We start from the raw sequence: 25,389 nt of genomic DNA, 5'->3' as shown, positions 1-25,389 counted from the left end.
CATGAGAACACGTCGCAAGGTCGGGATCGCCGGCGCGGTCTTCGGCGCGGCGTCGGCGGGGGTGGCGGCGGCCACGCTCGCCAAGAGGTACGCCGTGGGCCGCATCCGCCTGCGGCCTGACCTGGAGGCGGGCGAGCCCTTCGGCGAGCTGCGCGGACGGCCGGTGACGCTCACCACCTCCGACGGCCTCCAGATCCACGCCGAGGTCGACGGCGTGGAGGACGCGCCGCTGACCGTGGTGCTGTGCCACGGCTACTGCCTGTCCTCCGACTCCTGGCACTACCAGCGGCGCGTCCTGCGCGACTCCTACCGCCTGGTGGTGTGGGACCAGCGCTGCCACGGGCTGTCGGCGCGCGCGCCCGCGAGCGACTGCACGATCGAGCGGCTCGGTGAGGACCTCGCGCTGGTGCTCGACGAGCTCGTCCCCGGGCCCTGCGTGGTGGTCGGCCACTCGATGGGCGGCATGACGATCATGGCTCTGGCGGAGCGGCGGCCCGAGCTGTTCGGCGACAAGATCCGCGGTGTGTCCCTGATCGCGACCTCGGCCGGCAAGCTCGCCGAGATCACCCTGGGCCTGCCCGCCCTGGTCTCCAAGGTGGTCAACCTCGCGGTGCCGCCGGCCGTCTCGGTCATGCGCCGGAGCGGCGCGCTCGTCGACCGAGGCCGGCAGGCAGGCACCGACCTGTCGTTCCTCGCGCTGCGCCACCTCGCGTTCGGCGATTCCAAGAGCGTCAGCCCGACCGTCGTGGACTTCGTCGAGTCGATGATCCGGGCCACTCCCTCCGAGGTGATCGCCGACTTCTACCCGGCCCTCATGTCGCACGACAAGCTGACCGCGCTCGACGTGCTGAACAAGGTGCCGACCGCCATAATCGTCGGTGAGGGCGACTGGCTGACGCCGCTCGACCACAGCAGGGCGATCGCGGCCGCGGTGCCGACCGCCCAGCTCACGACGGTGCCGGAGACGTCGCATCTCGTGCAGCTCGAACGGCCCGACGCCGTGAACGAGGCGCTGCGCGAGCTGCTGAAGCGAGCCGAGAGGGAGAACACGTGACGACGGGTGAGTCCCGGGCCGCCGCGTCCGGGGTTGACGAGCTCCGGACCGCTGAGTTCCGGGCCGTGACCGCCGAGGAGACGCGGACGCTGGGCGCGCGGCTGTCCGCGCTGCTCGGGCCGGGAGACCTGGTCGTGCTGAGCGGGCCGCTCGGCGCGGGGAAGACCACCCTGGTGCAGGGCCTCGCCGAGGGCCTCAAGGTGCGCGGGCCGATCACCTCGCCCACCTTCGTGATCGCCAGGGTCCACCCGTCCCTGTCGGGCGGGCCGGCGCTGGTGCACGTGGACGCCTACCGGCTCGGCGGCTTCCCTGAGGTGGACGACCTCGATCTCGACGCCTCGCTGGAGGAGTCGGTCACCGTGGTCGAGTGGGGCGAGGGCCTGGTCGAGGGGTTGTCGGAGGACCGCCTGGAGGTCCACATCGAGCGCGGCGCCGAGGGCGAGGAGCGGCTCGTACGGCTGTCCGGCGTGGGCCCGCGGTGGTCCGCCGTCTCCCTCGCCTGAGCCGCCTCCGCCGAGCACGGCCGTTCTCACCACAAACGACCGCAACCCAGACTCTGACGTGCGACAAGGACGCCCGGGGACAAGCCGGGCGTCGTCCGTGCGCGATTCAGACCGGTCCGCCACGCAGTCCTTGACGCCCGTCCGCGATCCTGTGGATCATCGGGGCGACGGAAGATCCTCGGTCATGAATCGGTCAGGATTTTCTGGGTAAGGGACCTGGGTGGAAGAGGTGTGCCGTTGAGCAGGGTCACGCAGGTCGCCGTCGCCGGAGCCCTCATGGTCGGGGCGATGGGCTGCACCGCGCAGGCCGCGGTGCAGGCCGAACCGACCATGACGCTGACCCCGGCCCTGCCGACGCCGCTCGTCTCGATCGCGCGGCAGGACATCCGGGTGACGATCGAGCCGAAGCGGATCACCGGAGGCGCGACCAGGAGCGTCCGCGTCACCGCCCGCTGCCCCCTGTCGGAGGGCGGTCCGGAATACCGCGCGACCGCGCGTTCCGACGCGTTCACGGGGCTCGTCACGCTGGTGCCGCCGCCGGCGAAGTCCGGCACCCCGGCCTCGGCCACCGCCATGCCGCTGGTGACCGGCAGCGCCACCGTACGGTCCGGCGCGAAGCCGGGCGGCTACCGCGTGCAGGTCCGCTGCGAGGCCACCAACGACGTCGGCGAGGCGTCGTTCCGGATCGTGGCGCCGCAGGAGGAGCCCGACCGCACCGAGGACCACACGAGGATTCCCACCAGGGCCCCGCACGCGGGCGGCGGCGGCACGGCCGCCGGAGGCCCCGAGGACGCGTCCGGTCCGCCGGTGGGCGTCACCGTCGTCGTGCTGCTGGCCGCGCTGGGCGTCGGCGTCGGGGTGGCCCGCAGGCGCTCCGGAGCCTGACGTTGGCGCTGTCCACCCGGGGGGTGATCGTCGCCGGGGTGGTCACCGGGCTCGTCTTCGCCGTGATCACCGGGGGCGGGGACACGGGCGACCAGGCGGAGGTCAGGACCTCCGTCGTCCCCAAGCGGATCGACATCCCGGCGCTGCGCCTCAAGGCGCCGCTGATGAAGCTCGGCCTCTCCGACGAGGGCGACGTGGAGCTGCCGCCGTTCGACAAGCCGGCCACGGCGGGGTGGTACACCGGCAGCGCCGTGCCGGGCGACCCCGGCGCCTCCGTGATCATCGGCCATGTGGACACCAAGACCGCTCCCGCCGTCTTCTACCGCCTGCGCGACCTGCGCGAGGGCGCGGTCGTCAAGGTGGTGCGCAGCGACGGCAAGACCGCGTCCTACCGCGTGGACTCCGTGGAGCGCGTGCCCAAGAACGACTTCCCGGCCGAGCGCGTCTACACCGAGGACGGCCTGCGCCTGATCACCTGCGGCGGCGACTTCGACTGGAAACAGCACGAGTACCGCGACAACGTCATCGTCTACGCCTCCCTGGTCCGCTCCGCCTGACGGGTGTCCGGGCGCCTGCGCAGAGCGACTACGCTTGACCTTCGTGCTTGTCTTGGCCTTCGACACCGCCACTCCCGCCGTCACCGCCGCGCTGCACGACGGCGAGCGTGTGGTGGCAGAGTCGACGACGATCGACGCGCGCCGGCACGGGGAGCTTCTCGCGCCCGCCGTCGAGCAGGTCCTGAGTGAGTCAGGGGCGACGCTCAGGGACGTCACCGCCATCGTCGCGGGGACCGGGCCCGGGCCGTACACCGGCCTGCGGGTCGGCCTGATGACGGCGACGGCGCTGGCGCTGACCGCGGGCGTCCCGGCGTTCGGGGTGTGCACGCTCGACGCCCTCGCGTACGCCGTGGAGGAGAGCGGGCCCTTCCTGGTCGCGACCGACGCGCGCCGCAAGGAGGTCTTCTGGGCCCGGTACGGCGACCCGCGCACGCGGCTCGACGGGCCGCGCGTGGACCGGCCGCACGACCTGCCCGGCGAACTGCCGGTGATCGGCGCGGGCGGCGCCATGTACGCGGACGTCATCGGCGCCGACCGGACACGCGGCCCGCTGCACCCGTCGGCCGGCGCGCTCGCGGCCCTGGCGGCCGGGCGCCTCGCCACGCTGAGCGAGGAGGAGGCGGCCGAGATCGCCCGCGTGCCCGAGGGGCGCGTCGACTCCGTCGAGAAGGCGCGGGAGCTCTCCGTGCTCGGCCCGCCGCGGCCCATCTACCTGCGGCGTCCCGACGCGCAGGTGCCCGGCGCGCCGAAGCGGGTGACGGCGTGACCCGCGCCGGGAGAACGCCGTGAGGCAGGCGGAGGCCGTCCTGCGTCAGATGACCGCCGAGGACCTGCCCGCCGTCATGGAGATCGAGCGGACCACGTTCCCGGCGGACGCCTGGAGCGAGGCCATGATGCGGGGCGAGCTGCGCGACCAGCCGCGCACCCGGCACTACCTCGTCGCCGAGGTGGACGGGCGGGTCGTGGGGTACGCCGGGCTCGCGGTGGCGGCCGACCAGGCGGACGTGCAGACGATCGCCGTCCTCGCCGCGCACCGCCGCGCCGGCGTCGGCGCCGCGCTGATGGACGGGCTGCTCGCCGAGGCGGCGCGGCGCGGTGCGACCTCGGTGTTCCTTGAGGTGCGGGCGGACAACCCCCCGGCACAGGCGATGTACGAGCGGTTCGGCTTCCGCCGCCTCGGCCTGCGAAGGCGCTACTACGAGGACGGTACGGACGCCATCACGATGACGAAGGACCTTGCGACCAGCGAGTGATCCGGCGAGGCGCGCCGGTGTCCGGACTGCGGAGCGCGCGGGGAAACACAGAGCGAGTGATCCGGAGGGACGCGCCGGTGTCTGGACTGCGGAGCGAGCGGGGAGCGAGGGACGAGCGACTCCGAGCGACGAGGGAAGACATCGGGAGTGAGCGTCCCGATGGTGAGCGGGAAACACAGAGGAGGTCACTATGGGGCGCGACGAGCCGATCGTGCTGGGGATCGAGACGTCCTGCGACGAGACGGGCGTGGGCATCGTCCGCGGCCACACGCTGCTGGCCAACACCATCGCCTCCAGCATGGACGAACACGCCCGGTTCGGCGGGGTGGTGCCCGAGGTGGCCTCACGGGCGCACCTGGAGGCGATGACGCCGACGGTCGAGAGCGCGCTGACCGCCGCCGGGCTGCGGTTCTCCGACATCGACGCGGTCGCCGTGACGGCGGGCCCGGGTCTCGCGGGGGCGCTGCTGGTCGGCGTGGCCGCCGCCAAGGCGTACGCGCTGGGCCTCGGCGTCCCGCTCTACGGGGTGAACCACCTCGCGGCGCACGTCGCCGTCGACCAGCTCGAACACGGACCGCTGCCCAAGCCCGCGATCGCGCTGCTGGTGTCGGGCGGGCACTCCTCGCTGCTCCTCGTGCCGGACGTCGCGCAGGACGTGATCTCGCTCGGCTCGACCGTGGACGACGCGGCGGGCGAGGCGTTCGACAAGGTGGCCCGGGTGCTGGGGCTGCCGTTCCCCGGCGGGCCGTACATCGACCGGGCGGCCCGTGAGGGCTCGGGCTCGGCGATGGCCTTCCCGCGCGGCAAGTACGACGACGGCACGCTCGACTTCTCCTTCTCCGGCCTGAAGACGGCCGTCGCCCGGTGGGTCGAGGCCCGCGAGGCGTCGGGCGAGCCGGTGCCGGTGGCCGACGTCGCCGCGTCGTTCCAGGAGGCGGTCGTGGACGTGCTCACCCGCAAGGCGCTGCAGGCGTGTGCCCGCTACGACGTGAAGGACCTGCTGATCGGGGGTGGCGTGGCGGCCAACTCGCGGCTGCGGGCGCTGGCCCAGGAGCGCTGCGACGCGGCGGGGGTGCGCCTGCGGGTGCCGCGGCCGGGCCTGTGCACGGACAACGGCGCGATGGTGGCGGCGCTCGGCGCCGACCTGGTCGCGGCCGGAGCCTCGCCCTCGACGCTGCGGATCCCGGCCGACTCGTCCCTCCCGATCACCGTCGTCCACGTCTGAGAGACGACGGGGTCAGTCGGTGCGGTCGCGGGCGTGACCGTGGGCCGAGCCGTGAGCAGAGCTGTGAGCGGGGCGTAGCAGGACCTCCGCGAGCGCCAGCATGGTCTCCTCCAGCGCGGCCAGCCGGCGGGCCACGTCGCCATGCGCGGGCTCCATGGCGCGGGTGACCGCGTCCGAGACGGTCTCGGCGATCTGCTCGCGGTCGGGCCTGCTCCGCACCGCCTCCGCGAGCGGCGCCACCGCCCCCGCCGTGAGGGTGAGGTCGGCGTTCATGCCCGCCAGGGTCGTGCTCATCTCGTCCACGCTCGCCGCGACGTCTCCCACTCCGGCGCTCAGCCCGGCCACGGTGGCGGTCACGCCGTCCAGCCGCTCGATCACCACGGCCTCCAGCCGTTCGGTCCGCTCGGTGAGCGAGGCGAGGGCCTTGTCGAGCCGGGTGAAGCGCCCGGCGGCCGCCTCCATGCCGCCCTGGAACTTGCCGAGCCGGTGCGCGAACTCCGTCATCCGGTCGGCCAGCCCCTGCGTCCGGCCGCCGGCCTCCTCCACGTGGCCGCGCAGCAGTTCCACGTGCTGAGCGAGACCTTCGGCCCAGGCCGGCGGCCGGGCCGCCAGGTCGTCGAGCCGCTGCGTGATCGCCTCCAGCGCGGCGCCGAGGCCGCCGAGCTCACGCTCGCGCACCTCGCGGAGCAGCCATTCCATGCCCTCCAGCCGCTGGCGGATGTCGTCGAGCGCGGCGCCCTGCGTCCGCTGCTCGTAGACGTGGTCCTGGGCCGCCCGGGCGAGCAGTTCGCGCATCCGGTCGGAGATGGCGGTCTGGCTGCCCGCCTGGAGGAGGTTGTGGCTGGAATGCTCCACCGAGAATGCTCCTTCAGCTCGCCGAAACGTGGGTTCGGCCCGGTCTCGCGCAGACGAACGAGCAGGCGGCACTGCCCGACGGCCAACTTTAGGCCCTGACCCGCAGCCATCAGGCGTGGACTGAGAAAGGCGATGATTGCCGGTGAATTGCCGGGAGTTCAGCCCTTCTGGCTGGTCACAGGCTGACAAAGCAGCGCGAAGGGCCGGTCCTCGATCCGGGTGAGCACTATCACCACGGACTCGTTCCCGGACAGCCGCAGGTCCTTCCGCAGGCGTTCGACGTCGACCGCGGATCCGCGTTTCTTGATCGTCACCGTGCCGACGCCCCGCTCGCGCAGTGCGGCGCGCAGCCGTTTTAGCGAGAAGGGCATCACGTCGGTGACCTCGTAACACGCCGCCCACGGCGTGGGCACGAGGCGATCGCCGGTGATGTAGGCGATGCGCGGATCGACGAGGTGGCCCGACACGAGGGCCGCCACCTCGGCGACCAGGTGCGCCCGTACGGCGGCGCCGTCGGGCTCGTAGAGATACCGGCTCACCGGTCCGGTCTCCGCCTCCGCGCCCGAGGCCGTGAGCGTGGCGCCGGAGGGCAGCAGGGTGGCGCGGCGGCCACCCATGCCCATCCCGGTCCAGATGGCCGCCTCCTTCACCTCACCCCGATACGACACCCATTCGGCCTCGGCGCCCTCCGGGATGAACTCGTACGGAATGCCGGGGGCCGTCTTCAGGCAGGCGGCCCGAGCCCGGGCGACGAGGTCGAGCACCACCGGCCACGCGGGGGAGTAGGCCATCGGGTCGAACGTCCGTCCTCTCGCCCCCCTCCTGGCCGGGTCGGCGAACAGCAGGTCATATCCCGCCGGGCCGGCCGTCGCGGCGTCCGCCGTACGCACGGTCACCAGGGAGGACAGGCCGAGCGCCGCCACGTTGGCACGGGCGATCTCCACGGTCAGCGGGTCGAGGTCCAGCGCGTCCACCGCGCATCCCGCGCGGGCCAGCGCGAGCAGGTCGCCGCCGATGCCGCAGCACACGTCGAGCACGCCCGGCCCCGCTCCGGCGGCGCTGATCCCGGCGGCGCCGATCCTGGCGGCGCGGTGGGCGGCGACCTCGGGCCGCGTGGCCTGCTCGAGTCCGTGCGGGGTGAAGTACATGACGGCGGCGTCGGCGCCGAACTTCGCCTCGGCACGCCGCCGCAGCGACGCCTGGGTGAGCGCCGCGGCGGTGAGCTCGGGGGAGTGGGATCGGCGCAGCGCGCTCGCGGCCGCCACCGGGTCCGCGCCGTCGGCGAGGATTCTCACGGCGTCGTCCAGGGCCCCGCGTCCGGCGGGGGCGAGCAGCATGCGGAAGGCTTCCAGGTCCACGTTCGCGACGCTATCGCCCGCGGCCGATGCTCAGCAGGTGCGTACGTCGGTGCGTACGTCGCCGAGGGAGGCGAGCAGCTTGCAGAGCAGGCCGGACAGTTGCTCCCGGTCCTCCGGGGTGAGACCGGCGAGCAGCCGGTTCTCGTTGGCCACGTGGCCCTCCAGCAACTCGTCGACCATCGCGTGGCCCCGGTCAGTGAGGGTGATCAGGACCATGCGGCGGTTCGACGGCGAGACCTCCCGGTGCACCAGCCCCTTGGCGGTGAGGCGGTCCACCCGGTTGGTGAGGGCCGCCGAGCTCACCATCGCGGCTGCGGCGAGGTCGCCCATGCAGAGCCGGTGCTCGAAGTTGGCGCGGAAAAGGGTGGCGAGCACGTCGAACTCCCACGGCTCCAGGTCGTACCGGGCGAAGTGCTCCTTGACGCCCTTCTCCAGCAGGCGGGACGCCCGAGAGATCCGCCCGGCGACGCCCATCGCCGAACAGTCCACGTCCGGACGCACCCGGGCCCAGCCGCTGAGGATCTGGTCGACGGCGTCGTTCACGGCGTCGTCCACTGTGCCGTTCCCGGCGGTGCCGTTCATGAGGTTGTCGTCCATGATGCGCGCGGCCGAAGGTCCACCCGCCGCTCCTCCTCGTCTCATCGTAACGCTCACTTCGACGTTGAAATGTCGACCCCTCCTAAGCTAACCTCCGAATCGAAAAGTCAAACGTCGAAATTTTAGAGGTGAAACGATGAAGGTCCTGGTTCTCGGCGCGACGGGGTACATCGGGTCGGCGCTCGCGGAGCGGCTCTCCGAGCACGGGCACGACGTGGTGGCGCTGGTCCGGCCGAAGCCGCGCGAGGCCGCCCTGCCCGGCGAGGTGCGCCACGGCGACCTCCATGAGCCCGAGACGCTCGCGAAGGCGGTGACCTCCGACATCGACGTCGTCGTCCACGCCGCGAACCCCGTCGGGGACGAGGCGGTGGACGTCGCCGCGATCGAGGCGCTGGCCGGCGGCGGCGCGCGACTGGTCTACATCAGCGGCGTGTGGGTGCTCGGCGCCACCACCGAGGCGGCGGACGAGAACGCCCCGGTGGACCCGATCGCCCTGTCCGGCTACCGGCCGCGGGTGGAGAGGCTTGTGCTGGACGGGGGCGGAGTCGTCGTCCGGCCCGGCGTCGTCTACGGCCGGGGCGTGGGAATCCCCGCCCTGCTCGCCGCCCCCGGCGGGGAGGACGGCAGGTACGTCCACGCGGGCGGCCCGGCGCCGACCTGGTCGACCGTGCACGTGGACGACCTGGCGGACCTGATCGTGCTCGCGATCGAGAAGGCCGCGCCGGGCAGCCTCTTCCACGCGGTCGCTGAGGAGGCGGTGAGCGTGGCCGACGCCGCCGCGGCCGCCGGCCGCAGCGGGAAGGCCGTGCCGTGGCCGATCGACGAGGCGAGCGAGGTGCTCGGCCGCCCGTTCGCCGAGGGCCTCGCCCTGAGCCAGGTGGTGAGCGGCGACCTCGCGAGGAAGGAGCTCGGCTGGAACCCCAGCCGGCCCGGCCTCGTCGACGACGTCCGCTCCGGTTCGTACGCCACCCGCGCCTGACCGGCCCGCGGGCCGGAGTCGCCGCCGTAGGGCGCCGGGGTCGCGGTGGTGACGCGCAGGCGGCGGAGGGCTGAACGGGGGCTCTCGGACGCGTTGCCGGGAGGTGGGTCTGACCTGCGGGGCGGGTTCGTGTTGACTGTCACGCGCCACTTGCATACTGTTTCGTGTTGGCACTCTGCCATTGAGAGTGCCAACAGCGACGAGACAGGTCTGACACCCGCGACGGCAGGCCGCTGGTCGCCTCTTCAGCTCATTCATCGCAATCTGAAGGGGAGGTCCGATCGTGACGACCGCCACCAAGGTTCCCGTTAAGCCGCTCGGCGACCGCATCGTGGTCCAGCCGCTTGAGGCCGAGCAGACCACCGCCTCCGGCCTGGTCATCCCGGACACCGCCAAGGAGAAGCCCCAGGAGGGCCGCGTGCTCGCCGTGGGCCCGGGCAACTGGGACGAGGACGGCGAGAAGCGCATTCCGCTCGACGTCAAGGAGGGCGACGTCGTCCTCTACAGCAAGTACGGCGGCACCGAGGTCAAGTACGGCGGCGAGGAGTACCTGGTGCTCTCGGCTCGCGACGTGCTCGCCATCATCGAGAAGTAGTAGGCCGCGCAAGCCATGAGGAGCCCCGGGTCCACTTACCCGGGGCTCCTACGTGCTCACAAGGAGACCTGAATGCCGAAGATCCTGGAGTTCGAAGAGGACGCGCGGCGCGCTCTCGAGCGTGGTGTGAACGCTCTCGCCGACGCCGTCAAGGTGACCCTCGGCCCGCGCGGCCGCAACGTCGTCATCGACAAGAAGTTCGGTGCCCCGACGATCACGAACGACGGTGTCACCATCGCTCGCGAGGTCGAGCTGGAGAAGCCGTACGAGAACCTGGGCGCCCAGCTCGCCAAGGAGGTGGCGACCAAGACCAACGACATCGCGGGTGACGGCACCACCACCGCGACCGTCCTGGCCCAGGCCATGGTCCGCGAGGGCCTGCGCAACGTGGCGGCCGGCGCGCAGCCGCTGTCGCTCAAGCGCGGCATCGATAAGGCCGCGCAGGCCGTCAGCGAGCGGCTGCTCGGCAGCGCCCGCCACGTCGAGGACAAGAAGGAGATCGCCAACGTCGCGACGATCTCCGCGCAGGACGCGAAGATCGGCGGCCTGATCGCCGAGGCCTTCGACAAGGTGGGCAAGGACGGTGTCATCACCGTCGAGGAGTCCAACGCGATGGGCCTGGAGCTGGAGTTCACCGAGGGTCTCCAGTTCGACAAGGGCTACCTGTCGCACTACATGGTCACCGACCCCGAGCGCATGGAGTCGGTGCTCGAGGAGCCGTACGTCCTGATCCACCAGGGCAAGATTTCCTCCATCGCGGACTTCCTCCCGCTGCTGGAGAAGGTCGCCCAGACCAAGCGGCAGCTTCTGGTCATCGCCGAGGACGTCGAGGGCGAGGCCCTGGCCGTCCTGGTGACCAACAAGATCCGCGGCACCTTCACCTCCGTCGCCGTCAAGGCTCCGGGCTTCGGCGACCGCCGCAAGGCCATGCTGCAGGACATCGCCACCCTCACGGGCGGCCAGGTCGTCAGCGAGGAGATCGGCCTGAAGCTGGAGCACGTGGGCCTGGAGGTCCTCGGCACGGCCCGCCGCGTCGTGGTCAACAAGGACACCACCACGGTCGTGGACGGCGCCGGTGACGCCCAGGCGATCGAGGACCGCATCCGCGAGATCAAGATCGCGATCGAGCAGTCCGACTCCGACTGGGACCGCGAGAAGCTCCAGGAGCGCCTCGCCAAGCTCGCCGGCGGTGTCTGCGTGCTGCGTGTCGGCGCCGCGACCGAGGTGGAGCTGAAGGAGAAGAAGCACCGCCTGGAGGACGCGATCTCCGCGACCCGCGCCGCGATCGAGGAGGGCATCGTCTCCGGTGGCGGCTCCGCGCTCGTGCACGTGTCCAAGGAGCTCGACAACCTCGGCCTGACCGGCGACGAGGCCACCGGCGTCTCGATCGTCCGCAAGGCCCTGGTTGAGCCCGCGCGCTGGATCGCCGAGAACGCGGGCCTGGAGGGGTACGTCGTCACGGCGAAGATCGCCGCGCTGAACGCCGGCGAGGGTCTGAACGCCGCCACCGGCGAGTACGGCGACCTGGTGGCCCAGGGCGTCATCGACCCCGTCAAGGTGACCCGCTCGGCCGTGCAGAACGCCGCGTCCATCGCCGGCATGCTGCTGACCACCGAGGCCCTCGTCGTGGACAAGCCCGAGGAGGAGGCCCCGGCCGCCGCCGGCGGTCACGGTCACGGTCACGGTCACGGCCACTGATCGACGGCCTGTTCGACGGTCACTGATCGAAGGCGATCGATCGGGAGCCGCTCGGCAGAGGCGACCGATCGAATCGGCAACCGCGCCCCGCGCCGCCCTCACGGGTGGACCGCGGGGCGCGCGCTTTCTCCGGGAGTTTCCCCGAAACCACCTATCTGCCGAATCTGGGTCAATACGATCGTCGGCGTGCGATTCGGACGCAGGACTCTTGCCGCCGCGCTGGTGCCGGGTGCCCGTCTCTCCATTCGCGGGGCGACGCTGGCCGGGCTGACGCTGGCCGGGCTGACGCCGGCCGGGGTGGCGGCTCCGCCCGCCGTCGCGGAATCCGTACCGGCGCAGGCGGCGAGTCTCGGGGGAACGCGGGCGGGGAGCCTCGGAGGAAAGGTGCCCGTGCCGCCCGAGGCGCGGCCCGCGGACGTCTCGCGCCCCACCACCGTCGTCGGCCGGGGCACGCCCGCGAGCTGCACCTCCCAGGCCTTCGTCAGGGCCGTCGCCCGCGGCGGCGTCATCACCTTCTCCTGCGGCCCCCGCCCGGTGACCATCAGGCTCACCGCCACGGCGAAGGTCCGCAACACCAGCGCCCGGGTCGTCGTCGACGGCGGCGGGAAGGTGACGCTCAGCGGCGCGGGCAGACGGCGCATCCTCTACATGAACACCTGTGACCGGGCCCAGGTGTGGACGACCTCGCACTGCGACGACCAGCGGACACCCGCGCTGACCCTGCAGAACCTGACGTTCGCCGACGGCGACTCCACCGGCGAGAGGACCGACGGCGGCGGTGGCGGCGCGGTCTTCGCCCGCGGCGGCAGGCTCACGGTGGTCAACTCGCGGTTCGTCCGCAACCGCTGCGACCGCACCGGCCCCGACCTCGGCGGCGCGGCGATCCGCGTGCTCGACCAGTGGCACGACCTGCCGGTGTACGTCGCGGGCAGCACCTTCGAGAACGGGGTGTGCTCGAACGGGGGAGCGCTGAGCGGCATCGGCGTGTCCTGGCAGATCCTCAACAGCGTCTTCATCGGGAACCGGGCGGTCGGACGCGGCGCCAACCCGGCCAAGGCCGGAACCCTCGGGGGCGGCAACGGCGGGGCCGTGTACGCGGACGGCAACAGGTACACCATCCGGATCGCCGGCTCGCTGATGACCGGCAACCACGCCAACGAGGGCGGCGGGGCGGTGTTCTTCGTCAGCAACGACCGCAGCGGCACGCTGCGCATCGAGCACTCGACGCTGCGCCGCAACGTCAGCGGGCAGTTCGAGACGCGCGGCTTCCCCGGCGTCTTCTACCTCGGCGCCGGCCGCGCGCCCCGGGTGGTCTCCTCCACCCTCCGATGAGGGCCGGCGCCCGACCGGGTGGCGCGGTCTATACCGGCGGCGTGCGCGCCGGCTCCCCGGCGGGGGCGCGCCCGGCCGGTGCGGTCCATACCGGTGACGTACGCACCGGAGGCGCCGCGCGGCAATAGGCAGACGCCGCATACTTCTTATTACCTGTCAAGGCATCCGGTATATATCTCTCGTTTTGGTCATTCTGGTTGGAATGTTCCAACGGTCGCGTGGTCGATTGATTACAAAGGGTTATCGCCGCGTCAATGTGACCAATCCGTAGCCGTTAACCATGACGACATGAACGATCGCGGCGGGCATCATGCCTAACGTGACCGAGGGATGCGTCGCCGACGCCGCAACTGGGGTAAGGCTTGCGACGAGATCGGATGAGTCCGACCTCAGGGAACTGACCAGCCTTGCCGTACAAGGAGATCGCACCGCGATCGAATCACTGCTGGGACAACTGCGCCCGATGGTGGTCCGGTACTGCAGGGCCCGGCTGGGGAGGGTCTCCGGTCAGTACCACATCGCCGACGACGTGGCTCAGGAGGTGTGCATCGCGGTGCTGTCGGCGCTGCCGCGCTACCGCGACATGGGCCGCCCCTTCGCCTCGTTCGTGTTCGGCATCGCTTCGCACAAGGTGGCGGACGCGTTGCGCAGTTCGGTGCGCTCCGCGGTGCCGACGCAGGACCTGCCGGACGGGCCCGACGAGGGCCCGGGGCCGGAGGAGACCGTGGTGCGCTACATCGAGGCGCAGCACGCCCGGGACCTGCTGGCCCGGCTGCCGGACACCCAGCGCGAGCTTCTCATCCTGCGGGTCGTCTCGGGCCTTTCCGCCGAGGAGACGGGTAATGTACTCGGCATGACCCCTGGTGCCGTCCGGGTCGCGCAGCATCGTGCGCTCGCCAGGCTCCGGCAGCTGGCCGAGCTGGAGTCGATTGCGTGACCATGAAACGTCGTCGTACGGCGGGCCTTCCCGGGTCGTACGGCGATGCCGACATGGAGGGCGACGTAACGCGGACGGACGCCCTCCTCGACGCCCTCGCCCGCCGGGAGGCCCTGAGCGGGACCGACGCGGCCCTCCGGCTGCTCGGCGCCCTGGTCGCCGATGTGGACAGTCAGCGGCTCTCCTCCGTGTCGATCACGCCGTCCACGTAGCCCCGGGCGTACTCCCAGCTCACGTAGTCGGACGGATCGGGCTGGAAGGCGGGCTCGTGGACCTGCGGCCGGCCGTTGTCGATCATCTGGCGCAGGTTGCCGCGCAGTAGGTCCCAGTCGAAGTAGTGCTGCTCGCCGCACTCGGGGCAGTCGAGGACCAGCCCGAGCACGCCCTGGGGTTCGAGCAGGGAACGGAAGACCTCCACGTCGGCGAGATCGGTCAGTGCCTCGTCGCGCTCGGCGAGCGTCAGCGGTTCCACGTCGTCAGCCGACCCGAGCTCCGCCGCGGGGTCGTCAGGGTCATCCGCGAACGGGTCGCGGGGGACGTCTTCCAGCACGCATCCCACCTTATGACCACGGCCCCCTCCAGGAGCGAAAGTGCGCCTCATCTGCTCGTCAGGCCCTTCGCTCCGGCAGCGTGCCTCGCGGCGGGGTCCGCGGCCGGGTCACAGCCAGCCGCGGCGGGCCGCCTCGACCCCGGCGTGGAAGCGTGATTGGGTGCCCAGCTCCGCCATCGCCTCGGCGAATCTGGCCCGTACCGTGCGTACGGACACGCCGAGACAGCGGGCGACGGCGTCGTCGGACAGCCCCTGCGCGGCGAGTCGCAGCACCTGCCGGGCGCCGCTGTGCGGGGAGATCGGGGCGGCCCGGGCCCACAGCTCCCCGAACAGCGCCCGCAGGGCTCCCGCCGCCGCCGGGGCGTGGACGACGCAGCAGTTGTAGGCGTTGTCGGGCAGGGGAACGCCCCACTGGGCGGGCAGCCAAGCGGTGCCGTCGCCGAGCGCCAGGAACCAGCTCGGCACCTCGTCGAGCGCGCGCAGATTCGCCCCCGCCGCCGTGAACCGTTCATACATCTCCCGTACGGCGGGAGACGACAGAGCGGCGTGCGGGACGATCGCACGCAGCCGCACGACGCCGTCCGCGGCGGCCCGGATCCACTGCGCGCTGTGGGCGTCCGCGAAGCGCACCACGGTGCGGTGGTCCGGGACCGCCATGACCAGATCGGCGGGAGGCGCCTGCAGCGCGTGGCCGATGACGCTCTCGTAGAGCGCGTCGGCGCCGCTGACCGGCTCGACCGGCAACCCCCCGCCCCGCCAGTCGCGCCCGGTGTCGTAGTGGCGGGTCAGGCGCCCGGCCGCCGCGATCATCTCGTCGAGTCGCCGGCTCTCCCGCGCCATGCGGTCCAGCCGCTCGGTGACCAGCCGCCCGATCACCGCGGCGGGATGCCGCGCGACGACCTCCTCCCGCCACCGGTCGACCGCGCCGAGCCGTACGAGGGCGTCGAGGGCGTCGAGCACGTCGGCGGCGGGCCGGTCGACGGCCTCGGCGAGCTCTGCCGGGGTGGCCCGGTGGAGGCGGAGCGCGGCCGCGTAGAGGGCCGCCTGGCCGGGGGAGAGCCCGAGGCTTTCGAATGGGCCGGTCCGCGGGGTGGCGTTTCCCGTCGTACTCATGCTCGCTCCGTCGGTGGTCGCACTGGCCGGAAGCGCGAACCCCCCGCTCACATCCCCGTCACGCCTCGGGCCGTGAGAATAGCCCGGCCTTTTCGTGTTGTCCGTTCCGTTCGCACATTCGGCATCACCACGCCCGATTGTTTATGTATGAATGCGATGGTTTGTATTTGTTCCGGGTGGATCTTCGAAATAGCGGGGAATGCATCTTTGTGCAGTTGCAACTTGCGACATTGCGCATGGACGCTGCGTGACGCATCCTTAACGCAGCGTTAACCGGAACGCCGCCTCGGCCGGGCGCGGAGGGGGGCTCGACGAGTGCGGCGGGCGGGACGCGCCTGAGTGGGGGGACCGGAATCCGGTCCCCCCACTTTTTGTGCCGTCCCCCTTGACAGGTGTGCCCGGTGCGGTTTGGGGCGGCCACTAGACTGACCTCGGGTCTGGCGAGGGATCCAGGGCAGGAGGGTGCAGTCAGATGGCCAAGTTCACCGAACCGGGACTCACGTTCGACGACGTGCTCCTCGTTCCCGCCTATTCGGACCTGCAGCCGGGCGAGGCCGACACGACGACCCGGCTGTCCCGGAACGTCACGCTGCGCATCCCGCTGGTCTCGGCCGCGATGGACACGGTCACCGAGGCGCGCATGGCGGTCGCCATGGCGCGGCAGGGCGGAATCGGCATTCTCCACCGCAACCTCTCCATCGAGGAGCAGGCGCAGCAGGTCGACCTGGTCAAGCGGTCGGAGGCGGGAATGGTGACCAACCCCGTCACCTGCTCCCCCGAGGACACCCTCGCAGACGTCGAACGGCTGTGCGCGACCTACCGGATCTCCGGAGTCCCGGTCACCGACGCGGACGGCGTGCTCGTGGGCATCGTCACCAACCGCGACATGCGCTTCGAGAGCGACCAGGGCAAGGCCGTGCGCGACGTCATGACCCCGATGCCGCTGGTGACGGCTCCGGTGGGCGTCGACCGCGAGGAGGCCTTCCGGCTGCTGCGGCAGAACAAGGTCGAGAAGCTCCCCCTCGTGGACGAGGCGGGCCGCCTCCAGGGCCTGATCACGGTCAAGGACTTCACCAAGAGCGAGCAGTACCCGCTCGCCACCAAGGACGCCGACGGGCGCCTCATGGTCGGCGCCGCGGTGGGCGTGGCGGGCGACGCCGAGGAGCGCGCGATGGCCCTCATCGACGCGGGCGCCGACGTCATCATCGTCGACACGGCGCACGGGCACTCGCGCGGCGTGTGCGACATGATCGCCAAGGTCAAGGCCAACAACGGGCGGGTCGACGTCATCGGCGGCAACGTGGCCACCCGCGCGGGGGCGCAGGCGCTGGTCGACGCGGGCGCCGACGCCGTCAAGGTGGGCGTGGGGCCCGGCTCGATCTGCACCACCCGGGTCGTCGCGGGGGTGGGCGCGCCCCAGCTCACCGCGATCTACGAGGCGGCGCTGGCCTGCGGCCCGGCCGGCATCCCGGTGATCGGCGACGGCGGCCTGCAGTACTCGGGCGACATCGCCAAGGCGCTGGCCGCCGGGGCCGACACGGTCATGCTGGGCTCACTGCTCGCCGGCTGCGAGGAGTCGCCCGGCGAGCTGATCTTCATCAACGGCAAGCAGTTCAAGTCGTACCGCGGCATGGGCTCGCTCGGCGCGGTGCGCAACCGCGAGCGCGGCGGCGCGTCGTTCAGCAAGGACCGGTACGCGCAGGCCGACGTGTCCGGTGAGGACAAGTACATCCCCGAGGGCATCGAGGGCCAGGTGCCCTACCGCGGCCCGGCCGCGGCGGTGGCCCACCAGCTCGTCGGCGGCCTCCGGCAGGGCATGTGGTACACCGGCTCCCGGACGATTGAGGAGCTGCACGAGAAGGCGCAGCTCATGCCGATCACGATGGCCGGGCTCAAGGAGAGCCACCCGCATGACATCCAGATGACGGTCGAGGCCCCGAACTACCATCGGCGATAGGCCAGTACCGGAAGAAACGGAAGAAAAGGCGATATGACACAGGAGATCGGGCGCGGCAAGAGCGGGCGACGGGGCTACGCGCTGGACGAGATCGGCATCGTGCCCTCCCGGCGCACCCGCGACCCGGAGGAGGTGTCGATCTCCTGGCAGATCGACGCCTACCGCTTCGACTCTCCGCTCGTGGCGAGCCCGATGGACAGCGTCGTGTCGCCCGCGACGGCGATCGAGATCGGCCGCCTGGGCGGCCTCGGCGTGCTCGACCTGGAAGGGCTCTGGACCCGCTACGAGGACCCGGCGCCGCTGCTGGAGGAGGTCGCCACCCTCGACCGGGCCGCCGCGACCAGACGGCTGCAGGAGATCTACACGGCGCCCATCAAGGACGAGCTGATCGGCCGCCGGATCGAGGAGATCCGCGCCGGGGGCGTCACCACCGCCGTACGGCTGTCGCCCCAGCGGACGGTGCAGCACCACAAGGCCGTCATCGACGCGGGCGTGGACATCTTCGTCATCCGCGGCACGACCGTCTCCGCCGAGCACGTGTCCGGCCGGGCCGAGCCGCTCAACCTCAAGCAGTTCATCTACGAACTCGACGTCCCGGTGATCGTGGGCGGCTGCGCGACGTACACCGCCGCGCTGCACCTCATGCGGACCGGCGCGGCCGGCGTGCTGGTCGGCTTCGGCGGCGGCGCCTCGCACACCACCCGCAACGTGCTCGGCGTGGTCGTGCCGATGGCCACCGCGATCTCCGACGTCGCGGCGGCCCGCCGCGACTACATGGACGAGTCGGGCGGCCGGTACGTCCACGTCGTCGCCGACGGCGGCATGGGGGGCTCCGGCGACATCGCCAAGGCCATCGCCTGCGGCGCCGACGCCGTGATGGTGGGCTCCCCGCTCGCCCGGGCCAGCGAGGCCCCCGGCCGCGGCTTCCACTGGGGTTCGGAGGCCCACCACCCCGAGCTTCCGCGCGGCAAGCGGGTCGAGTTCGGCACGATCGGCACGCTGCGGGAGATCCTGCACGGCCCGTCGTCGCTGGCCGACGGCTCGATGAACCTGCTCGGCGCGCTGCGGCGCACGATGGCCACGGCCGGATACTCCGACCTCAAGGAGTTCCAGCGCGTCGAGGTCGTCGTCGCGCCGCCCCAGCGCTGAGCCGTCGCCAGGGAGGGCCGGGCCGCGGAGCGGCCCGGCCCTCGGCTTCTCCGAACCCGACCAGGGCCGGCGCCCCGCGTTCGGGGGTGGGCTCGGTCAGGGGCGGCGGACCCAGACGCCGCGCTTCATCACACCCGCGACGTCCAGGTCCTCGTCGAGCACGACGAGGTCGGCGTATCTGCCGACGGTGATCGAGCCGGTCTCACCGTCCAGGCCGAGGACCCGGGCGGGGGTGAGGGAGGCCATCCGGGCGGCGTCCACGAGTGAGCGCCCGACCTCCCGCACCGTACGGCGGAACGCCACGTCCATGGTGAGCGTGCTCCCGGCGATCGCGCCTCCCTCGGCGAGGCGGGCCACGCCGTCCTTCACGTCCACCGTCATCGGGCCGAGCGGATAGCGTCCGTCGCCCATGCCCGCCGCCGCCATCGCGTCGGTGATCAGCGCGGTGCGGTCCGCGCCCGCGGCGTCCATGGCCAGGCGCAGCATGGCCGGATGGACGTGGACGCCGTCGTTGATCAGTTCGACCGTCACCCGCTCGTCCTGCAGCAGCGCCGCGACCGGCCCGGGCGCGCGGTGGCCCAGCGGCGGCAACGCGTTGTAGAGGTGGGTCGCCACGGTCGCGCCCGCCTCGACGCCGTCGAGCGTCTGCTCGTAGGTGGCGTCGCTGTGGCCGAGCGCGGCGACGACGCCCTCGGCGACGGCCTCCCTCACCACGTCGAGCGCGCTCGGCAGTTCCGGCGCGATCGTCAGCATCCGGACATGGCCCCGACCGGCCTTCACCAGCGCCCGGAACTCCGCCACGTCGGGCTCGCGCAGCAGCGTGGGCTCGTGCGCGCCGCAGCGCGACCTCGCGATGTACGGCCCCTCGAAGTGGATGCCGGCGACGAGGCCCTGCTCGCACAGGTCGGCGAGCACCGACGCGGCCCGCGCGAGCGTGCCGGGCGCGGCGGTGACCAGGCTGGCCACGAGGGTGGTCGAGCCGCGGCCCAGGTGGAGGGCGGCGGCCTCGGCGGCGGTCTCCGGGTCGCCGTCCGGGAAGCTCCCGCCCGCGCCGCCGTGGCTGTGGATGTCCACGAAGCCGGGGACGACCGTGCGCCCGCCCAGGCCGTGCCCGTCGCGAGGCGCCTGCCCGCGCCCGATGTGGGTGATCCTGCCGTCCTCGATGGTGAGCCAGCCGTCGTGGACGCCGTCGGGAGTGACGACACGGGCATCGGAGAGAGTCACGCTCATGCCGCCCATCCTTCCGCGTACGGCCCGAGCCCGCCGCGCGGGGTGTCACCGCATGGGCTGGGGTCCCCGGCTTCTCGGTAGATCCTTCAGAAGGGTGGGACATAGGGGGATTCCGGGGTAACTACCGGCGGGTAGATTTACCACGGCAGAGGCGAAGGGCGTACAGAGGGAGCCCTATGACGGCGAGGATGGGGACGGGGCGGCTCGGCCCGGAGGAACGGACCGCCGCCCTGGCGCGGATGGCGGCGCAGGAACTCGACGTGGTCGTGATCGGCGGCGGGGTGGTCGGGGCGGGCGTCGCGCTCGACGCCGCGACCCGCGGGCTCTCGGTGGGGCTGGTGGAGGCGCGCGACTTCGCCTCCGGCACGTCGTCGCGGTCCTCCAAGCTGATCCACGGCGGGCTCCGCTATCTGGAGCAGCTCAACTTCGACCTCGTCAGAGAGGCGCTGAGGGAACGGTCCCTGCTGCTGAAGCGGATCGCGCCGCACCTGGTCAGGCCGGTGCCGTTCCTGTTCCCGCTCACGCACCAGGGCTGGGAGCGGCCGTACATCGGTGCCGGGCTCGTCCTGTACGACACGCTGGGGCTCTCCTTCGGCCTCACCCGCGGGGTGCCCGGACACCGGCACCTCACCCGGCGCCAGGCGCTGCGGGTCGCCCCCTCGCTGCGCAGGTCGGCGTTCACCGGGGCTGTGCAGTACTGGGACGCCCAGGTCGACGACGCCCGCTTCGTGATGACGATGCTGCGCACCGCCGCGACGTACGGCGCGCACGTCGCCTCGCGGGTGCAGGCCGTGGGGTTCCTGCGCGAGGGGGAGCGGGTCACCGGGGTGCGCGTGTGCGACCTGGAGACGGGCGCGGACTTCGACGTGCGCGCCCGCCAGGTCGTCAACGCCACCGGCGTCTGGACCGACGACATCCAGCAGCTAGTCGGCGGCCGGGGGCAGATCCACGTGCGCGCGTCCAAGGGCATCCACCTCGTGGTGCCGCGCGACCGCATCCACTCGCTCAGCGGGCTGATCATGCGTACGGAGAAGTCCGTGCTGTTCGTCATCCCGTGGGGCCGGCACTGGATCGTCGGGACCACCGACACCCGCTGGACGCTCGACAAGGCCCACCCGGCCGCCTCCCGCACGGACATCGACTATCTGCTCGACCGGGTCAACTCGGTCCTTTCGGTGCCGCTGACCAGGGACGACGTCGAGGGCGTGTACGCCGGGCTGCGCCCGCTGCTGGCCGGGGAGTCCGAGGAGACCAGCAAGCTCTCGCGCGAGCACGTCGTCACCCACCCCGTGGCCGGGCTCGTCATGGTGGCGGGCGGCAAGTTCACGACGTACCGCGTCATGGCGGCGGACGCCGTGGACGCGGTCGCGCACGGGCTCGACCAGCGCGTCCCGCCGTCGTGCACCGACCAGGTGCCGCTCGCCGGGGCGGAGGGCTACCAGGCCCTGTGGAACTCCCGCCACCGCCTGGCGCGGTCCTCCGGGCTGCACGTGGCCCGGATCGAGCACCTCTTGGAGCGGTACGGCTCGCTGATCGACGAGGTGCTGGCGCTCGTCGAGCAGGACCCCTCGCTGGGCCGGCCGCTCGACGGCGCGGACGACTACCTGCGCGCGGAGATCGTGTACGCCGCCACGCACGAGGGCGCCGGGCACCTCAACGACGCGCTGACCCGGCGCACCCGCATCTCGATCGAGACCTTCCATCGGGGGACCGCCGTCGCCCAGGAGGCCGCCGAGCTCATGGCCGGCCCGCTCGGCTGGGACGCCGATCAGGTCAAGCGGGAGGTCGAGTACTACACCAAGCGGGTCGAGGCGGAGCGGGCCTCCCAGGAGCAGGACACCGACCAGGAGGCCGACGCGATCCGCCTCGGCGCGCCGGAGATCGTCCCCGTCGCGCCCCCGCGCGACCTCGCGAAGGCGCCCGGGACCGCCTGACTTCTTAGGAGAAGGGAAGCCACGCCCGCCCGGCCCTGCTCGTGTCGCGCCGGCGAGTGTCCGTCCTCGCCGATCAGGCGCGCCCGTACAGCGCCGGCAGGTCCACGAGGAGGACGGCAGGATCCCGCGCGGCCTCGGCCCGGAGGTCGTCGTCGAAGCCGGCTCCGCTGTAGCAGGCCAGCACGGTTCCGAAGGTCTCGTAGCCCTTCGCCGACAGCAGGTCTCGGGCCCGGCGAAGGCGCTCCAGATGGCGCACGCCCATGAGCTTGTCCCACTTGGCCTCACCCAGCGACCTGACGGCCCGGGGTTCGCCGGGATAGGCGGGGCCGAGGACGGCCACGTCCACGTCGATCTGGGTCCTGGCCACGGGGTCGGCCACCGTGCCGGCCGCGACCTCGCCGATGCCGCCCTCACCGAAGTGCTCCCGGCCGTGGCGCAACGCGTACTCCCGGCAGAGCGTCTCGAAGTGCGGCCCCATCACCTTCGACAGGAAACGCTGCCGGGAGCGCCGCCAGACCTCCTCGGCGAGGCCGAGGCCGAGGTCCGACCACTCCGGACGCATGATCGCCTGGTAGAAGGTGATGAGCGGCTCCGCGATGCGGTACCGCGTCCGTCCCGACCGGAAGGCGTCCTTCTCCCTGACCAGCAGCCCGCAGTCCTCCAGCACGTTGAGCGGGTGGGCGATGTCGGAGGACCTGTACCCGATGTGGCCGGCGATGCCGCCCCAGGTGTTGTTCCCCGCCGCGACCGCGGAGAGAACGGAGTGGTAGAGGGCGGGGTCACGGATGTCGGGCTCTTCGGCCAGCAGGTAGCGGCCTTCCCGGAAGATCGACGTCCTCCGGTCGAGGACCGTACGGACCACCCATCGGTCGAAGTCCTCGACCGACTCCGGCCGGTCGCCCTGGACGAACTCGTCCCGGTAGGCCGGGGTGCCGCCGACGACCGCATGGAGCATCGTCGCCAGGCGCGGATCGTCCGGCACACCCCAGAACGCGGAGGCGTCCCGGTAGGGCAGCGACTCGATCACGAGCTCCAGGCGGGCCCGGCCCCGCAGCGGCGCCTGTCCGGAGAGGATCTTGCCCATGACCGACAGCGCGGAGCCGCAGATGAGCACCCGTGCGTTGCTCGTGCCTCCGTGCGTGCGGCCACGCAGGTCGATCTCCTGCTTGAGCAGGGACGGCAGGGCCGGGTTGGCCTTCATCAGGTACGGGAACTCGTCGATGATCAGTGGTTTCGGGCCGTCTTCGGCCAACGAGAAGAAGAAGGCGAGCGCGTCCCGCCAGTCCGCGAACGGGTAACCCACCGGGGAGCCGGTGTGTCTGGCCAAGGCCATGCCGAACAGGCGGAGCAGCTCGATCTCCGTGCCTTCCGTCGCCTCGAAGTAGAAACCGCCGAGAGCCTCGGCCAGGTTCTTGAGCAGAAAGGTCTTTCCCTGCCTGCGGCGGCCGCTGACGACGCCGAAGGCCACCTCTGCCTGGGTGCCGGTCGCGAAGGAGGTCAGTGCCTCCCACTCCCTGTCCCGATCGAAGATGTGTCCCGGTTTGGCTACCAAAAGCGTTCACCCCGTCACTGAAATACGGTTCGCTTAACCGTATTTCAGTGACAGGGGCGCCGTCAGCCGAAGGGGATCCACGCCCGGTCGGCCAGGGTGGCGGCGTCGCTGACCTTGAGGCCGGCGCCGGAGAGGGTCCACAGGTCGTCACCGATGACGAGGGAACGGCGGATGCCCTGGCCGTCGGGGGCGAAGCCCTTCTTCGCGGCGGGCTTCGGATGGGTCACGACGCCCAGCTCGGTGATCGCCCGGTCGCCGACCCGCAGCGCGAGGGCGGCGGTCTCCGTGATCTCGCCGCCGGCCCAGCTCTGCAGCGGGAGCACGGCCAGCCCGGTGGCGGGCCAGTAGAGGAAGGCGTGCGGGTCCCACTCGGCCTCCGAGCCGGAGTCCTTCCGGTGGAACCGCGACAGCACCGCGGGCGCGGCCGGGTCGGCGACGTCGAACAGCGAGATCTGGGTGCCGAGCGCCCGGCCCGCCTCGCTCGCCTCCTGGCCGATGCCGATGAGCCGTCCCTCGCCCGCCGGGTGGAGATAGGCGGAGAAACCGGTGATCTTGAGCTCGCCCGTTACCTTCGGCGCGGCCGGATCCCGCAGGTCCAGCGCGTACAGGGGGTCGGTCTGACGGAAGGTCACGACGTAGCCGAGGTCGTCCATGAACCGCACCGAGTAGATCCGCTCGCCCCTGCCGAGACCCGTCACCGAGCCGGTCGGGGCGAGCGTGCCGGCGTCGAGCACGTACACGCCGCTCTCGCTCGTGCTCGGGCTCGCGCCGAACACCTCGGCGCCGCTGGTCGTCGCCACCCGCAGACGGCCGTCGTACTCCGACAGGGAGTACTGGTTCAGCAGCCGTCCCGGCACCGAACCCGATGTGACGTAACGCGGCGCGCCGGGGCCGGAGACGTCGAAGCGGTGCACCTCCGTACGCTCGGGCGGCGCGGTGGGCGTGGGCGCGGCCTCCGGGCTTTCCGGCCCTGAGGCTTCCGGGACCGGCACCACGTCGATCGGGCGGGCCGTCCACCACTGCGGATTGCTGGTGACGTAGAGGCTGCCCGCCGTCCCGTACACCGTGTCGCCGTCGGCCGCGACCGCGATCGGTGACGTCGAACCGAACGGCGTGGCGGCGGCCAGGTCGATCGTGTGGACGGTCAGCATCGAGGTGCCGGTGAAGCTGTCGGGGTGGTTGATCCGGTCACAGCCGACCCGCTCGGTGCGGCCCGCGCCGCCGGCCTCGCCGCCGCCCGTCTCGATCTCGTACGACGGCAGCCACGCGTCGGCGGGGGCGGCCAGCACGGCCCGGCGGTTGGCGTCGAGCATCTCCCGCTCCGACGCGCCCTCCTTCGGCACCGGAAGGGCGATCTCCGGCTGGGACCGGACGACGAGCCGCACCGTGGAGCCGGACTGCCTGGCGTCGACGTGCTGCCCGTGCGCGGTCATCGCGGCGAGGACGCGCGGCTCGCCGGACAGGTCCACGAGCACGTACCTCGGGCCGCCGGGACCGACCCGGGCCGCGGCCTTCACCCCGAACGGGATCACCCCGCCCTGGAACAGCACGAGCGCGCGGTCGCCGTGGACCAGCAGATCGGCCTCGGCCCACGCCTGGTCGCCTGCGACGAGCCGCAGCGTCCCGGTGACCCGCCTGGTCCGCGCGTCCACGACGCGCAGCACGCCGCCGGTGACCGTGATCACCCGGTCGCCGTCGGTCTTGACCAGGTCGGGCTCGTCCACGCCCGCCTCGTGCGTGTTGGTGGTGGAGAACGACTGCTCGGGCGTCGCCTGCTTCGCCGCGCTCGCGTCCTCGCGGGCCGCGAAGAGCATGGCGTCGCCGAAGCCCCAGGGCGTCACGTTCCGCGCGGCGGCCCGGCGCAGCCCGTCCGTCATCTCGGCGCAGTCGGTGTACGAGACGAGCCGCACCTTCCCGGTCAGGTCCACCGGAGACGGCGGGGGGTCCTGCGTCGTACGGCCGCCCGCGCAGCCCGTGACTCCCGTCGCGAGCAGGGCGGCGAGCACGCCCGCCGTACGGATCGATGTCCTCATGCCCCCTAGACGGATCACGTCCGGCCCCGGTTCGACGGCCGGA

General features: G+C 72.2%; 24 protein-coding genes. 16 read left to right on the top strand and 8 right to left on the bottom strand.

Translation table 11 applies throughout. The annotated features are described in order from the left end of the window. The first annotated feature begins 1 nt into the window (after position 1). From FED44_RS10120 to tsaD, 7 genes are all read left to right on the top strand, one after another. Positions 2 to 1,054 carry an alpha/beta fold hydrolase gene (locus FED44_RS10120; RefSeq protein WP_111699870.1) on the top strand — a complete coding sequence of 351 codons (1,053 nt, stop codon included), beginning with the start codon at positions 2 to 4 and terminating at the stop codon, positions 1,052 to 1,054. Continuing rightward, positions 1,051 to 1,557 carry a tRNA (adenosine(37)-N6)-threonylcarbamoyltransferase complex ATPase subunit type 1 TsaE gene (gene tsaE, locus FED44_RS10115; protein ID WP_396699477.1) on the top strand — a complete coding sequence of 169 codons (507 nt, stop codon included), beginning with the start codon at positions 1,051 to 1,053 and terminating at the stop codon, positions 1,555 to 1,557. Before FED44_RS10120 ends, tsaE begins: the two co-directional genes overlap by 4 nt. Before the next feature lie 237 nt (positions 1,558 to 1,794). After that, entirely contained in the window at positions 1,795 to 2,442 is a 648-nt protein-coding gene (locus FED44_RS10110; protein WP_138460489.1) for a hypothetical protein, read from the top strand. A gap of 2 nt (positions 2,443 to 2,444) precedes the next feature. After that, positions 2,445 to 2,999, top strand: coding sequence for a class F sortase (locus tag FED44_RS10105; RefSeq protein ID WP_111699868.1), 555 nt, complete (start codon positions 2,445 to 2,447; stop codon positions 2,997 to 2,999). Positions 3,000 to 3,042: 43 nt separating this feature from the next. After that, the gene (gene tsaB, locus FED44_RS10100; RefSeq protein ID WP_111699975.1) at positions 3,043 to 3,765 is read left to right on the top strand and encodes a tRNA (adenosine(37)-N6)-threonylcarbamoyltransferase complex dimerization subunit type 1 TsaB; all 723 of its coding nucleotides are present in this window, start codon (positions 3,043 to 3,045) and stop codon (positions 3,763 to 3,765) included. A gap of 19 nt (positions 3,766 to 3,784) precedes the next feature. Further along, positions 3,785 to 4,252, top strand: a complete 468-nt coding sequence (gene rimI, locus FED44_RS10095) for a ribosomal protein S18-alanine N-acetyltransferase (RefSeq protein WP_396699482.1) — start codon at positions 3,785 to 3,787, stop codon at positions 4,250 to 4,252. 190 nt (positions 4,253 to 4,442) lie between these two features. Further along, complete coding sequence (gene tsaD / locus FED44_RS10090) at positions 4,443 to 5,477, top strand: tRNA (adenosine(37)-N6)-threonylcarbamoyltransferase complex transferase subunit TsaD (protein ID WP_138460488.1); 1,035 nt, start codon at positions 4,443 to 4,445, stop codon at positions 5,475 to 5,477. 12 nt (positions 5,478 to 5,489) lie between these two features. Here tsaD and FED44_RS10085 read toward each other — a convergent pair whose 3' ends face one another. From FED44_RS10085 to FED44_RS10075, 3 genes are all read right to left on the bottom strand, one after another. Further along, a complete protein-coding gene (locus FED44_RS10085) occupies positions 5,490 to 6,332 on the bottom strand; it encodes a hypothetical protein (RefSeq protein WP_138460487.1) in 843 nt (280 codons plus the stop codon). A 158-nt stretch (positions 6,333 to 6,490) separates the two neighbouring features. Further along, positions 6,491 to 7,690, bottom strand: a complete 1,200-nt coding sequence (locus FED44_RS10080; RefSeq protein WP_244301822.1) for a class I SAM-dependent methyltransferase — start codon at positions 7,688 to 7,690, stop codon at positions 6,491 to 6,493. Positions 7,691 to 7,720: 30 nt separating this feature from the next. Then, positions 7,721 to 8,332: a MarR family winged helix-turn-helix transcriptional regulator gene (locus FED44_RS10075; protein ID WP_316246871.1), complete on the bottom strand. Its 612-nt coding sequence runs from the start codon at positions 8,330 to 8,332 to the stop codon at positions 7,721 to 7,723. Positions 8,333 to 8,423: 91 nt separating this feature from the next. Here FED44_RS10075 and FED44_RS10070 point away from each other — a divergent pair, with 91 nt between their 5' ends. From FED44_RS10070 to FED44_RS10045, 6 genes are all read left to right on the top strand, one after another. After that, positions 8,424 to 9,266 carry an NAD-dependent epimerase/dehydratase family protein gene (locus FED44_RS10070; RefSeq protein ID WP_138460486.1) on the top strand — a complete coding sequence of 281 codons (843 nt, stop codon included), beginning with the start codon at positions 8,424 to 8,426 and terminating at the stop codon, positions 9,264 to 9,266. A 283-nt stretch (positions 9,267 to 9,549) separates the two neighbouring features. Then, positions 9,550 to 9,861, top strand: a complete 312-nt coding sequence (gene groES, locus FED44_RS10065; RefSeq protein WP_030508383.1) for a co-chaperone GroES — start codon at positions 9,550 to 9,552, stop codon at positions 9,859 to 9,861. 72 nt (positions 9,862 to 9,933) lie between these two features. Next, positions 9,934 to 11,559 (top strand): chaperonin GroEL, encoded by a 1,626-nt coding sequence (gene groL, locus FED44_RS10060; protein WP_138460485.1) that lies wholly within the window; start codon positions 9,934 to 9,936, stop codon positions 11,557 to 11,559. A 186-nt stretch (positions 11,560 to 11,745) separates the two neighbouring features. Further along, positions 11,746 to 12,891: a hypothetical protein gene (locus FED44_RS10055; RefSeq protein ID WP_208758903.1), complete on the top strand. Its 1,146-nt coding sequence runs from the start codon at positions 11,746 to 11,748 to the stop codon at positions 12,889 to 12,891. A gap of 310 nt (positions 12,892 to 13,201) precedes the next feature. After that, entirely contained in the window at positions 13,202 to 13,828 is a 627-nt protein-coding gene (locus FED44_RS10050; RefSeq protein ID WP_111699861.1) for a sigma-70 family RNA polymerase sigma factor, read from the top strand. Further along, entirely contained in the window at positions 13,825 to 14,040 is a 216-nt protein-coding gene (locus FED44_RS10045; protein ID WP_117408103.1) for a hypothetical protein, read from the top strand. Before FED44_RS10050 ends, FED44_RS10045 begins: the two co-directional genes overlap by 4 nt. On the opposite strand, the gene FED44_RS10040 is transcribed toward FED44_RS10045, so the two are convergent. After that, entirely contained in the window at positions 14,001 to 14,378 is a 378-nt protein-coding gene (locus FED44_RS10040) for a DUF5319 family protein (protein WP_111699860.1), read from the bottom strand. The genes FED44_RS10045 and FED44_RS10040 overlap by 40 nt on opposite strands. 108 nt (positions 14,379 to 14,486) lie before the next feature. Continuing rightward, complete coding sequence (locus tag FED44_RS10035) at positions 14,487 to 15,491, bottom strand: helix-turn-helix transcriptional regulator (RefSeq protein ID WP_111699859.1); 1,005 nt, start codon at positions 15,489 to 15,491, stop codon at positions 14,487 to 14,489. A gap of 472 nt (positions 15,492 to 15,963) precedes the next feature. Between FED44_RS10035 and guaB the strand changes: the two genes are divergently transcribed. Together guaB and FED44_RS10025 are read left to right on the top strand one after the other, a co-directional pair. After that, positions 15,964 to 17,448, top strand: a complete 1,485-nt coding sequence (gene guaB / locus FED44_RS10030) for an IMP dehydrogenase (protein ID WP_138460484.1) — start codon at positions 15,964 to 15,966, stop codon at positions 17,446 to 17,448. Between the two features lie 33 nt (positions 17,449 to 17,481). Further along, entirely contained in the window at positions 17,482 to 18,597 is a 1,116-nt protein-coding gene (locus tag FED44_RS10025; protein ID WP_138460483.1) for a GuaB3 family IMP dehydrogenase-related protein, read from the top strand. 96 nt (positions 18,598 to 18,693) lie between these two features. Here FED44_RS10025 and nagA read toward each other — a convergent pair whose 3' ends face one another. After that, entirely contained in the window at positions 18,694 to 19,827 is a 1,134-nt protein-coding gene (gene nagA, locus FED44_RS10020) for an N-acetylglucosamine-6-phosphate deacetylase (RefSeq protein ID WP_138460482.1), read from the bottom strand. Between the two features lie 176 nt (positions 19,828 to 20,003). On the opposite strand from nagA, the gene FED44_RS10015 reads away from it, so the two are divergent. Then, a complete protein-coding gene (locus FED44_RS10015) occupies positions 20,004 to 21,761 on the top strand; it encodes a glycerol-3-phosphate dehydrogenase/oxidase (RefSeq protein ID WP_138460481.1) in 1,758 nt (585 codons plus the stop codon). A 73-nt stretch (positions 21,762 to 21,834) separates the two neighbouring features. Here the strand turns inward: FED44_RS10015 and FED44_RS10010 are convergent, their stop codons facing one another. Then, on the bottom strand, positions 21,835 to 23,313 hold the full coding sequence (locus FED44_RS10010) for an AAA family ATPase (RefSeq protein WP_138460480.1): 1,479 nt from the start codon (positions 23,311 to 23,313) through the stop codon (positions 21,835 to 21,837). Positions 23,314 to 23,375: 62 nt separating this feature from the next. Further along, the gene (locus FED44_RS10005; RefSeq protein ID WP_138460479.1) at positions 23,376 to 25,346 is read right to left on the bottom strand and encodes a beta-propeller domain-containing protein; all 1,971 of its coding nucleotides are present in this window, start codon (positions 25,344 to 25,346) and stop codon (positions 23,376 to 23,378) included. Positions 25,347 to 25,389: the final 43 nt, after the last annotated feature.

Origin of the sequence: Microbispora triticiradicis, from assembly GCF_005864065.1 — a bacterium.
Lineage (GTDB): Bacteria > Actinomycetota > Actinomycetes > Streptosporangiales > Streptosporangiaceae > Microbispora > Microbispora triticiradicis.
The sequence above is the reverse complement of the archived record's forward strand: the minus strand, read 5'-3'. Positions and strand labels throughout refer to the sequence as shown.